This is a genomic window from Cupriavidus sp. YAF13 (assembly GCF_052113425.1).
In the GTDB taxonomy this organism is placed as follows: Bacteria; Pseudomonadota; Gammaproteobacteria; order Burkholderiales; family Burkholderiaceae; genus Cupriavidus.
The window spans coordinates 1-12,513 of sequence record NZ_JBFRDD010000102.1; the positions used below are offsets into that span (position 1 = coordinate 1).

The 12,513-nt window shown below is 68.5% G+C and carries 7 protein-coding genes; 6 read left to right on the forward strand and 1 reads right to left on the reverse strand.

The genetic code is table 11. The annotated features are described in order from the left end of the window. Nucleotides 1–246: 246 nt before the first annotated feature. Entirely contained in the window at nt 247–1,536 is a 1,290-nt protein-coding gene (gene hemL / locus AB4061_RS39595; RefSeq protein ID WP_441641516.1) for a glutamate-1-semialdehyde 2,1-aminomutase, read from the reverse strand. 215 nt (nt 1,537–1,751) lie between these two features. Here hemL and AB4061_RS39600 point away from each other — a divergent pair, with 215 nt between their 5' ends. From AB4061_RS39600 to AB4061_RS39625, 6 genes are all read left to right on the forward strand, one after another. Continuing rightward, entirely contained in the window at nt 1,752–1,922 is a 171-nt protein-coding gene (locus AB4061_RS39600) for a rubredoxin (RefSeq protein WP_006159034.1), read from the forward strand. A 446-nt stretch (nt 1,923–2,368) separates the two neighbouring features. Further along, nucleotides 2,369–2,869, forward strand: coding sequence for a response regulator (locus AB4061_RS39605; RefSeq protein ID WP_441641517.1), 501 nt, complete (start codon nt 2,369–2,371; stop codon nt 2,867–2,869). Between the two features lie 26 nt (nt 2,870–2,895). Next, entirely contained in the window at nt 2,896–3,264 is a 369-nt protein-coding gene (locus AB4061_RS39610; RefSeq protein ID WP_043344417.1) for a response regulator, read from the forward strand. A gap of 65 nt (nt 3,265–3,329) precedes the next feature. Continuing rightward, the gene (locus AB4061_RS39615; RefSeq protein WP_441641518.1) at nt 3,330–3,899 is read left to right on the forward strand and encodes a chemotaxis protein CheW; all 570 of its coding nucleotides are present in this window, start codon (nt 3,330–3,332) and stop codon (nt 3,897–3,899) included. A gap of 94 nt (nt 3,900–3,993) precedes the next feature. Continuing rightward, nucleotides 3,994–6,162 (forward strand): methyl-accepting chemotaxis protein, encoded by a 2,169-nt coding sequence (locus tag AB4061_RS39620; RefSeq protein ID WP_441641519.1) that lies wholly within the window; start codon nt 3,994–3,996, stop codon nt 6,160–6,162. A gap of 85 nt (nt 6,163–6,247) precedes the next feature. Next, on the forward strand, nt 6,248–12,343 hold the full coding sequence (locus AB4061_RS39625; protein ID WP_441641520.1) for an Hpt domain-containing protein: 6,096 nt from the start codon (nt 6,248–6,250) through the stop codon (nt 12,341–12,343). Nucleotides 12,344–12,513 lie beyond the last annotated feature (170 nt).

Consider the following 12,513-nt stretch of genomic DNA (forward strand, 5'->3'; position numbering starts at 1 on the left):
GGAAACGAGGGGGCCATGTTTGAGCATCGCCTTAAGGCGATGTGAGTTTGGCCCCCGGCCGCTCTTTTTGCCTGCCGACGAGGAGGCTTTCGCCCCATCCGGGTCGCTTCTTTGCCTACTTTCTTGGCGAGACAAGAAAGTAGGTCGCCWCCCCGCAGGGGAGGTGAAACTGCAGTTGCCCTTGACCTTAAGACGTTGAAGTTAAGCCGTTGCAGTTGCAGTTCAACGCCCACACAACCCAACCCCTCAGGCCGCGAAGGCCTTGCGGGCGGCTTCGATGGTGGTGGCGAGGATCGCGTCGTCGTGCTGCGCCGAGACGAAGCCGGCCTCAAAGGCGGACGGCGCCAGGTAGACGCCGGCATCCAGCATGGCGTGGAAGAAGCGGTTGAAGCGCGCGGTATCGCACTGCGTGACTTCAGCAAAGCTGCCCGGCACGCCCTCGCGGAAGTACAGGCCGAACATGCCGCCGATGGCATCCGCCGCGAACGGCACGCCGGCATCAACCGCCGCCGCGGCCAGGCCGTCGGCCAGCTTGCGGGTTTGCGCGGCAAGGCGGTCATGGAAGCCCGGTGCCTGGATCAGCTTGAGGGTGGTCAGCCCGGCCGCTACCGCCAGCGGGTTGCCCGACAGCGTGCCGGCCTGGTACACGGCGCCCAGCGGCGCCAGGCAGGCCATGATGTCGCGCCGGCCGCCAAAGGCCGCCGCCGGCATGCCGCCGCCGATCACCTTGCCCAGGCAGGTCAGGTCCGGCGTGATGCCGTAGTGCGCCTGCGCGCCGCCCAGCGCCACGCGGAAGCCGGTCATCACCTCGTCGAAGATCAGCACGGCGCCATGCTTGGTGCACAGCGAGCGCATGGATTGCAGGAAGGCGTCGCTTGCGCGCACCAGGTTCATGTTGCCAGCCACCGGCTCCACGATCACCGCGGCGATCTCATCGGCGTGCTTGATAAAGGCTTGCTCAAGCTGCTCGACGTTGTTGTATTCCAGCACCATGGTGTGCTTGGTCACGTCGGCGGGCACGCCGGCCGAGGAGGGCGCGTTCTTGGTGGTGTCGGCAAAGGTCAGCAGGCCGGAGCCCGCCTTGACCAGCAGGCTGTCGGCGTGGCCGTGGTAGCAGCCCTCGAACTTCACGATCAAGTCGCGCTTGGTGAAGCCGCGCGCCAGGCGCAGCGCGCTCATGGTGGCCTCGGTGCCGGAGGAAACCAGGCGCACCTGCTCGATTGACGGCACCAGCTTGCAGATTTCCTCGGCCATCTCGATCTCGGCCTCGGTCGGCGCGCCGAACGAGAAGCTGTGGGCCGAGGTCTCCTGCACCGCGCGCACCACTTCGGGGTGGGCGTGGCCGACGATCATCGGGCCCCAGGAGCCGATATAGTCGATGTAGCGCTGGCCGTCGGCGTCCCACATATAAGCGCCTTCGGCGCGCGTGATGAAGCGGGGCGTGCCGCCCACCGAGCGGAAGGCGCGCACGGGCGAATTGACGCCGCCCGGAATGGTTTGCTGTGCGCGGTCGAAGAGCTGCTGGTTACGAGACATGGCTTTGCGTGAAATCAAAAGCGGGAGAAACGCGTTCTAACAGGCAGCAAGTTACCTTGAAGATGCCGGCAAAAAGGCTCAAATGCGAGGCATTTACGCGGTAACGTGCGCGAACACGGCGTATTTGGCCCGAATCCTGCTAGCCCGGCTGGCGCGGGCGGCGCCGATTCGGTACCATCTGGCCCTGAATTTTAATGGAGAGTGACTGGACCGTTATGGAATACAAGACCTGGATGTGCCTGATCTGCGGCTGGATTTACGACGAAGCTACCGGCGCGCCCGAAGACGGCATTGCCCCCGGCACCAAATGGGAAGACGTGCCCATCAACTGGACCTGCCCGGAATGCGGCGCGCGCAAGGAAGATTTCGAGATGGTGGCGCTCTGACATGCTCCAGGCTGGCTGGAGTTGCTAAACAGCAACGCTAGCACTGCCGCGCCGCCAGCCGGCACAGGCTGGATGGCGTGATCTGGCCATGCGTCACCATGACGCGACCGTGACGACCCCGCTTGGGGCCTCAGCCCGCCGCGGCGCGTCGCGTCGATGCGACAGATCGCCAGGGGCTGCCCGAGATTCCGGATTGACGGCCCCACGGCGACTTGTCACACTCTGTTTCAAATTTGAAAATCCACCCTTTGGGGGGTGGACCGCGGCAGGCGCGGGTACCACGCGCCGCCGTTTGCCGGGCACCGGGGCTTTCCCGCCGGCGTGTTTTCGGGAATCAAATCGTTTTGTTTCGGGGGTCCGTCGGGGCGGCCAGGCTGCCTTGCGCGGAAGTTCTCAAGTGAATGCCGGCGTTTCCGTCAGGGAAACACGCTGGTCGCGGGAACGAGATGCGGGTCGCTCAACTACAAGAAGGTATTCGGGTCAACGCCGAGGTCAGCGGCGCGGTCGAAGCTGGCGCCGGCGCTAGCGGCGCTGGTGCGCGTGCGCCTGCGCGCCGCAAGGTGCTCGTCATCGACGATTCCAGCACCATCCGCCGCACCGCCGAGATTTTCCTGTCCCAGGCCGGCTGCCAGGTGCTGCTGGCCGAAGACGGCTTCGAGGCACTCGCCAAGGTCGGCGACATGCATCCGGACCTGATCTTCTGCGACATCCTGATGCCGCGCCTGGACGGTTACCAGACCTGCGCCCTCATCAAGAAAAGCCCCCGGTTCCATGCCATCCCCGTGATCATGCTGTCCTCCCGCGACGGCGTGTTCGACCGTTCGCGCGGCCGCCTGGTCGGCGCGCAAGACCATCTCGCCAAGCCCTTTACCCGTGAGTCGCTGCTGCAGGCGGTAGACGCCTGCGTGCCACGTGCCGTTGCCGTGGCCAGCCCCTTGCCGGCTTGAGCGCAATCCAAGGAATACCAATCATCATGACAATCAGCAAAATCCTTATCGTCGACGACTCCCCCACCGAAGCCCTGTTCATGTCCGACCTGCTCGGCAAGAAGGGCTTCAAGGTCTCGGTGGCCGGCAATAGCGAACAGGCCTTCGCCCGGCTCGAGAAGGAACCCTTCGACCTGATCCTGATGGACGTGGTGATGCCTGGCCAGAACGGCTACCAGGCGACCCGCGCGATCAAGCGCGACGACCGCTTCAAGGACATCCCCGTGATCATGTGCACCAGCAAGGGCCTGGACACCGACCGCATCTGGGGCATGCGCCAGGGCGCGGCCGACTACGTCGTCAAGCCGGTCGATGGCGAAGAACTGCTGACCAAGATCGCTGCGCTGGCGCACTGAGCCGCGCGCCGGTTTCCTGCCCGCTTGCATCCGAGCCCATCCTTGCCTTCTCACCGGAACCAACCATGACCGCGCCGCGCCAGGATCTTCGTGCCCGCCAGACCCGGCTGCAGGACTACCAGGCCATGCTGGCCCGCCGGCTGCGCGAGGCGCGCAACCTGCCGGCGGTGGACAGCTTCCTGGGCCTGCAGGTGGGACAGCGGCACTGGCTGCTGCCGTTGCCGGAGACGGGCGAGGTGCTGGAGATGCGCCAGCCCAGCCGCGTGCCGCTCACGCAGTCCTGGTACACCGGGCTGGTGAACGCGCGCGGCAGCCTGCTGGGCGTGATCGATTTCGGCCTGTTCTGCGGCGAGGGAGCCACCGCGCTGCAGCCGGGCAGCAAGATCGTGGTGCTGTCGCGCCAGGTGGAGCGTGCCTGCGGCATCCTGGCCACGCGCGTGATCGGGCTGCGCCATGCCGGCGACCTGTCGTTGCCGGTGGAGGCGGCGAACGCGCCGCCGGCGGGGCAGGAGGCGGCGCCGGACTGGGAGGGCGCGCGTTTTGCCGATCGCGACGGGCGCGACTGGCAAGTGCTCGATGTGCGCAGGCTGCTGGCGTCGCCGGCCTTCCTGCAGGTGGGCCGGCAGGCTGCCTGAACGCCGCGCGGCGCCGCTGGCAAGCAAGCGACGGCGCAACGACGCAACGGCGCGGCGACAAATCAAATTCAAAAAATAACGGACAGAGGGTGCTATGGGTTTCAAGATGTTCAGCCTGGGTCGCCAGGCACCGGCGGCCGGTGCCGCCGAACTGGCGGCAGACGCCGCAGCCGCGCCCAGCACGCGAAGCACCCCGGCCGAGACGCTCTCGGGCCGGCTGTCCCGCATCCCGTTTGCCAGCCAGCAGCGCGCGCTGACTGTCGGCGTGGTGCTGTCGCTGGCGGCGCTGCTGGCATCGGTGTATTTCGATAACCGCGAAGCCGACAACGGCGCGGCGCAGATCGAGATCGCCGGCGACATGCTGATGCACTCGCAGCGCCTGGCCAAGGCCGTGCCGGTGGCTCTGCTGGGCAACGCGCAGGCGTTCACGCAGCTGCGCCAGTCCAAGAGCGAGCTCGCGGGCGACTTGCAGGCGCTGCAAAACGGCAGCGATGCCAAGCACGTGCGCGCGACCGGCGCGGCCGCCGCGCCGTTGCTGGAAAAAGCCATGGAGTCCTGGCAGCGCACCGAGAAGAGCGCGGGCGACGTGCTGGCACAGCAGCCCACCCTGACCACCATCGGCCAGACGCTGCAGATCTTCAACGCCTCCAACCCCGAACTGCTGGAAAGCGCGGAGCAGGTGGCGGCAATCAAGCTGCAAAGCGGGGCCAACGCGCGCGAGGTGGCTGCCTCCGCGCAGCTGGTGATGCTGACGCAGCGCCTGGGTAAGAACCTCAACGAGTTCCTGGCGGGCGAAGGCGTCAACCCGGAAACCGCGTTCCTGCTCGGCAAGGACACCAATACCTTCCGCGAAACCCTGGATGGCCTGATGAACGGCAGCGAAGCGCTGCGGCTGTCGGCGGCGGGAGATGCCGAAACCCGCGGCTACCTGCAGCAGCTGTCGCAACGTTTCGACGCGGTGCAAAAGACCACCCAGACCATCCTGCAGAACCTGCCCGGCCTGATCGCCGCCAAGCGCGCGCAGCAGCAGATCTTCAACGACAACGAGGCGCTGCGCGGTGAGCTGTCCGCGCTGCAGGCTGCTTATGCGCAAGGTGCGCGCGTGCGTCCGCTGACGCTGGGCGCCACCATCGTTTCGGCCTTGCTCACGCTGCTGTTCCTGGCCGGCCTGGCCGCGCTGTACCTGCGCGACTCGCGTGCCCGTACCCTCGAAGCCGAGGCCCGCGAGCGCGAGGCTGAAGCCCGCCGCCTGGATGAAAAGCGCAACAACGACGCGACCCAGAAGGCGATTTTGCAGTTGATGAACGAGTTGCAGGACATCGCCGACGGCGACCTGACCAAACAAGCCACCGTGACCGAGGACATCACCGGTGCCATCGCCGACTCGGTGAACTACACGGTGGAAGAACTGCGCGAACTGGTCGGCCGGGTGCAGCAGACCGCCGGCGAGGTGACGCAGGCATCGGGGCAGGTGCAGGACACCTCGACCGAGCTGGTCGCCGCCTCGGAAGAGCAATCGCGCCAGATCCGCCAGACCGGCGAATCGGTGGTGGAAATGGCGGACCGCATCACGCAGGTCTCGCGCGGCGCGGCGGAATCCGCCAACGTGGCGCGCGCCTCGCTGGCCGCGGCCGAGCAGGGCCAGCACGCGGTGCAGAACGCCATCGTCGGCATGAATGACATCCGCGAGCAGATCCAGGACACCTCCAAGCGCATCAAGCGCCTGGGCGAATCCTCGCAGGAGATCGGTGAAATCGTCGAGCTGATTTCCGACATTACCGAGCAGACCAACGTGCTGGCGCTGAACGCCGCCATCCAGGCCGCATCGGCCGGTGAAGCCGGGCGCGGCTTCTCGGTGGTGGCCGAAGAAGTGCAGCGGCTGGCGGAGCGCTCCGGCGAGGCAACCAAGCAGATCGGCGCGCTGATCCGCACCATCCAGACCGACACCCAGGACGCGGTGCACGCCATGGAGCGCAGCACCCAGGGTGTGGTGGAAGGGGCCAAGCTGTCGGACAACGCCGGCGCCGCGCTGGTGGAGATCGGCCGCGTGTCGCGCCAGCTCGCCGAGCTGATCGAGCAGATCTCCCAGACCACTTCGCATGAGGCGGGGCTGGCTACCGCGGTGGCACGCAATATCGAAGGGATCCTGCAGGTGACCGAGCAGACCTCGTCCGGCACGCGCCAGACCGCACTCTCGGTGCGCCAGCTGACCTTGCTGACCGAAGAGCTGCGCAATTCGGTGCTGCGATTCAAGATCGCCTGACGAGTCAGCATTGGTGTTCAACGCGAGCCCGCGCGGATGCGGGCCACGGACCGGCGCCACCGCATTGGACGCATTGGAAGCAGTCATGTCATTGAATTTCCCTGTCTCGCGCGAGGCCGCCGGCACCGATCCGGCCGTGCCGGATCCGCTGGCGCCGATCCCTTCGCCGGACCTGTCCGCCGAGCTGGCCGCCCCGGCCAGGAAGCCTGCGGCGCCGGTCGCCCGTGATCTTTCCGTGCTGGCCTGGCTGGCACCGAGCCTGCGCGCCGCGCTGGATGACGCCGCGGCCGAGCTGGGCCATTACGTCGATGAAGTGCAGCAGGCGCCCGAGGCGCTGGGCGCGCGCGACACCACTTCGCTGCGCCTGGCCGGCCAGCACCTGCACCAGGCCGCCGGCGCAGTGCACATCGTTGGCCTGCGCGGGGTCGATCCGTATTGCCAGGCGATGCGCCGCTTGCTCGAAGGCATCGATGGCGGCGCCGTGCCCGCCGACGCCCGCACGCTGGCCGTGTTCCGCCTGGGCGTGCAAGCGCTGGCCGAGTACGTCGACGACCTGATGGTTGGCGACGACGAAGACCCGGTGCGGCTGTTCTGTTCCTATGCCGACGTGCTGGGCCGCCTTGGCGAAGACCGCGTGCACCCCGCCGACCTGTGGGTGGACGAGCTGCAGATGCTGCCCGGCATCCTGCTGCCGATGCGCATGGCCTCCACGGTCACGCGCGCGCGCCAGCGCTTCGAGGCGGCGTTGCTCAAGGCGCTGCGCCTGCCGGTGCCGTGCGCCGAGCCGAGCCTGTTGCACGAGGCCTATCTGCCGCTGGAGTCCGCGCTGGAAGACGTACGTGCGAGCGAGCAGGAACTGCGCCGCGCCACCGACCATCCGGACCGCGGCGTGTGGCATGTGCTGGCGTTGGTGTTCGGCGCGCTGGCCCACGGCCTGCTGCCCTCGGACCTGCTGGCCAAGCGGCTGGCCGGGCGTGCCCACCTGCTGCTGCGCCAGTACCTGCAAGGCCAGGTGCGGGTGCCGCAAGCCTTGCTCAACGACGCCGTGTACCTGCTGGTCACCACCAGCGGCACGCCGCCCGCGGACGAACCGCAAAGCGCGCCCGTGCTGGTGCTGCGCTCCGCCATTCGCGAATGCCTGCAAGCCTTCCGCATCGACGCGGCGCATGCCGCAGTGCATGCCGACTTCCGCGTGCGCTATTACGGCTGGCTCGACCCGATCGACACCCGCAACCTGCAACAGGCGGCGACCGCGCTCGAGCGGGCCGCCGCCGCTGGCCCGGATCACGGTGAATGGCATAACGCGCTCGCCGTGCTGGCCGAAGCCGTGCAGCCGCTGGCCCAGCCGGCGCTGCTGCGCTGCCTGGATGCCGCGCTACGGGTCCGCCTCGGAGCCGATGATCCCTTTGGCGCCAGCGCCATTGCCTTGTTCCTGGGGCGGGCACTGGCGCTGCCATGGCGCGTGCATGGCAGCACCGGGCACGCGGCGGCGGCCGAGTTCGCGCGGCGTTGCGATGAACTGACCTTGTACCTTGGCGCGCATGAACGTGGCGAGCCCGGTGCGCAAGCGCCGCGCTGGCTCGCGCAGATGGTGGACCAGGCGCGCACGCAACGCGTGCGCGAGGCGGCAGTCGCGCAACTGCGCGGCCACCTCGACAGCGGCGAATCCTGGCTCGATGCCTACGATCGCGATGCCGCCCGCGCCGAAGCCGGCGCGCACCTGCGCGACGCCGAACGCGCGTTCGCGGCACTCGCCGGCACGCTGGATGGCTTGCGCGAGGCCGGCGCGCTGCCGGAAGCACTGCAGGCCGACGCGCTTGCGGTAGCGGCGGCGCTGGAGCGCGTGATGCCAGCGCTGGAATGGCTTGCCGGCGCCCGCGCCACGCAGGATGCAGGCGAGCCTGCCGGCGCGGTGAGCGAGCGCGCTAGCCGCCTTGCCGCGATTGCCGGCGAGCTGGGTGTTGTGCATGCCTTTATCGATGCGCTGGCATTTGGCCGTGCCGCATCGGGGGACACGCATGCCGATGCCGTCGACGTTACCGCGCAAGACGAGCCGGGCGGCGCGGCTTCCCACGCGACGCTGCTAGCCAAAGCGCGCGCGGCGGCCAACGATGCGATGCGCCATCCGGCCGCCGCCGACGCGCCCGAAGTGAAGGCGCTGCGCGCGGCACTGCAGGCGATGAACGAGCAGGCCGCCATCGACGACGCAGCTGGCCTGCGCCGCCAGGCCGGCGAAGCCACCACGCAGTTCAATGCCTGGCTCGCCGGCTCCCACGGCGCGGCCGAGCGCCTGGTGGTGGCCCTGGCCGAGGCGCTGCCGGCCAGCGCGCCCGGCACGCCCGCGCCCGCGGCAGCCATGCCCGCCGCGGCCGATACCGCCGCCATCGATGCCGAGCTGCTGGATATCTTCCTGACCGAAGCGGTCGAGGTGCTGGGCGAGGTCGCCAATGATCTCGGCGGCGGCCTTCCCGCGCTGGCGGATGCCGATACCATCAGCCGCCTGCGCCGCGCCTTTCATACGCTCAAGGGATCCAGCCGGATGGTCGGCCTGCATCGCTATGGCGAAGCAGCCTGGGCAATCGAGCAGGTGATGAACCTTTGGATTGCCGAGGCCCGCGCCCCGGCGCCGGCCCTGCTGGACTTGCTGCTGCGTGCCCACGATGAGCTGTCTGGTTGGGTGAACGCATTGCGCGGCGATGCCCATGCCGCGCACGATGCCACGGGCCTGCTGGCCGCGGCGCAGTCTGTGCGCGCGGGTGAGCAGCCCGAGCCGGAGCACATCGCCGAAGCGGTGACCGTGCCGTTGCAGGCAGCCGGGATTGAGCTGGTGGTGGCGCAGCCCGGCGACGAGCCGGTGCCAGAAGCACAATCGGGGATGGACCTGGAACCCATGCCAGGGATCCAGCCCCCGGCGCAGGATGCAGGGCACCCGGCCGAGGCCGAAGCAGACAACACCGCAGCCGGGGATGCCAAGGTCATTCCTTTCCGCTTTGCCAGCACGCCAGCCGAGGATAACGATCACTTCAAGCTGATCGGTCCGGTGCGCATCAGCCTGCCGCTTTACAACGTCTACCTGCAGGAAGCCGACGACCTCATCCGCCAGTTCGCCACCGATCTCTCCGAGTGGCGCCACGAGGGCCGTCCCTGCCCGAGCGAGCTGGCGCTGCGTGTCGCGCATACATTGCAAGGCAGCGCTTCCACGGTCGGCCTGGAGCCGGTACGCGCCATTGCCGAGGCGCTTGAACGCCTGATGCTGCAGCTCGGCGCGCACCCGGTGGCGATGCACCCGGGCGACTTCCGCTTGCTGGAGCAGGCGGTGGAGCGCGTGCGCGGCATGCTGCACCAGTTTGCCGCGGGCATCTGGCCTGCCGCCGATGACGCACTCTGCCGCAGCCTGCTGGAGCTTGGCGAGCGCGCCATGGTGCGCCCGCGCCTGGCGCTGCCGGCGGTGGAACTGCTGGCCGAGGCCGAGGACGCGCCGGTTGCGCTGCTGTTCGGCAAGCTGCCCGGCGCGGCCAATGCCGGCATGCTGCACGACGCCACCGTCACGCCACTGCATGCGGTGGAAGCACCAGCTGCCCCGGGTGCCGCGGATACGCCGGACGAGCAAGCCACGGCGGTCGCCGAGGTTGCCGAGGAAGCCCCCGATCCGGCGCTCGTCGAGATTTTCCTGGAAGAAGCGCACGGCAGCCTGCCGGAGCTGGGCAAGCTGCTGCGTGGCTGGGAGACCGCCTGCGGCGATGGCGAGCATGCCAGCCACGCCGGCCTGATCCTGCGCGCGCTGCACACGCTCAAGGGCAGCGCCCGGATGGCTGGCGCCATGGCGCTGGGCCAGGCCGCCCACGAAATGGAAACCCTGCTCGATGCCGCCGTGCGCGCCGATCGCGTGGGGCCGCTCTTGTTCGTGCGCCTGTACGCCTGGTACGACCGCATCCTCGCGCATAGCGAGGCGCTGCAGGCCGGCCGCCTGCTGCCGGTGGACGATCCCGAGCTGATCAACACCATGAGCGGGCAGAACAGCGCGCCGGACGCGGCGCCGGTTCCGGCCGCGCCCGCACCCGCACCCGAGTTTGTGCAAGACGCGCCGCAAGCTGGCGTTGCCAGCCACGCCGCCTCGCCGAGCGCCACGGTGCAGCCGTGGCTGCCCAGTGCGCCCATGCGGCCGGTTGGGGCACCCCTGCCGGTGCCCGCAATGGGCGCTGCGCTGGCCCCCGCCACCGATGCCGTCGAACGCCAGCGCGCGCTGGTGCGGGTGCAGGCCCGCACCCTCGATACGCTGATCACCGATGCCGGCGAAGTCGGCGCGACGCGCGCGCGGCTGGAGAGCGAGCTCGACGCGATGCGCAGCTACCTGGGTGAGCTCAACGACAACGTGGCGCGCTTGCGCGGCCAGTTGCGCGAGATCGAGATCCAGGCCGAGTCGCAGATGGCCTCGCGCACCGCCGATGCCCAGCACACGGTCGAGTTCGATCCGCTCGAGTTCGATCGCTTCACGCGTTTCCAGGAGCTGACGCGGATGATGGCCGAGTCGGTCAACGACGTGGCCACCGTCGAGCAAAACCTGCAGCGCGGCTTTGACCGCGCCGCCGGCGACCTCGACGCGCAAGCGCGCCTCACGCGTGGCCTGCAGCGCAGCCTGATGCAGGCGCGCATGGTGCAGTTCGACGCGCTGGCCGAGCGTTTGTATCGCGTGGCGCGCCAGGCCGCCAGCGAGACCGGCAAGGAAGTGCGCCTGCTGATCAAGGGTGGCACCGTGGAGGTCGACCGCTCCGTGCTGGACCGCATGGCCGGACCGATCGAGCACTTGATCCGCAACGCCGTTGTGCACGGCATCGAGTCCGCCGACGTGCGCCGTGCCGCGGGCAAGCCCGCCACCGGCGCGCTCACACTGGAAGTGCAGCAAGAAGGCAATGAAGTGGTGCTGCACTTCGTGGACGATGGCGGCGGCCTGGACCTTGTACGCATCCGCGCGCGCGCCATCGAGCGCGAGCTGCTGGCGCCGGACGATGACGCGGGCGATGCCCGCCTCACCGAGATGATCTTCGCCCCAGGCTTCAGCACCGCGGATACGGTGTCGGAGCTGGCGGGGCGCGGCGTCGGCATGGATGTGGTGCGCGCCGAAACGGTGGCGCTGGGCGGGCGCATCGCGCTGGTCACGCAATCCGGGCAGGGCACCCGCTTTACCGTGCACCTGCCGCTGACGACAGCCATTACGCAAGTGCTGCTGGTCACGCTGGGCGGGCGGCCCTTCGCCATCCCCAGCGGCATGATCGACCAGGTTCAGCAGCTGCGCTCGCAAGGCCTGCTCGAAGCGTACAACCAGGGCAGCCTCGACGCCCCCGGCGGCGCCGTGCCGTTCCACTACCTCGGCACGCTGCTGGAAGAAACGCCGGCGGTAGCCGCAGGCAAGAAGTATTCGCCAGTGGTGGTGGTGCGCAGCGGTGTCGAGCGCATCGCCGTGCACGTGGACGAAGTCATCGGCAACCGCGAAGTGGTGGTCAAGCACATCGGCCCGCACCTGGCACGCCTCGAGGGCATTGCCGGTGCGACCACGCTTGGCGACGGCGAGATCGTGCTGATCTACAACCCGGTGGTGCTGGCGCAGCGCTTCGTGCGCGAGCGCGGCGAGCTGGTCCGTCCGCAGCTTACCGCTCTGCCGCATCTGCCCCAGCTGGCGCAGCAGCCGACGCTGGGCGCGGTGGCCGAGTTCTCGCCAGGCGGCGCGGCCCCGGTGCAAGGGCTGGCCACGCAGCCGACCGTCATGGTGGTCGACGACTCACTGACCGTGCGAAAGGTCACGCATCGCTTGCTGACGCGGGCTGGCTACCAGGTGGTGCTGGCGCGCGATGGCGTGGACGCGTTGCGGCAGTTGCAGGAGGTGATGCCGGACGCGATGCTGGTCGACATCGAGATGCCGCATATGGATGGCTTTGACCTGACGCGCAATGTGCGGGCGGATAGCCGGACTGCGCATATGCCGTTGGTGATGATCACTTCGCGCACGGCGGAGAAGCATCGGCGTTATGCGGCCGAGATCGGCGTGAATGTTTACTTGGGTAAGCCGTATAACGAGGACGAGCTGCTCACTACGTTGCAGCATTTGCTGGGTGAGCGGGCTGTCGGGATGGCGGGGTCGGTCGCGCAGATGCTTGGGGAGGATGCGGGTGGGGGTGGTGCTTGAACGCAACTGCAAAATCAACTTCAACTGCAGTTTCACCACCCCTGCGGGGCGGCGACCTACTTTTTTGTCTTGCCAAAAAAGTAGGCAAAAAAGGCGCGCCGGATGGGGCGACTACCCCCTCGGGCTTCGGCGAAAAGAGCGGCCGGGACCCAAACTCGCATCGCCTTAAG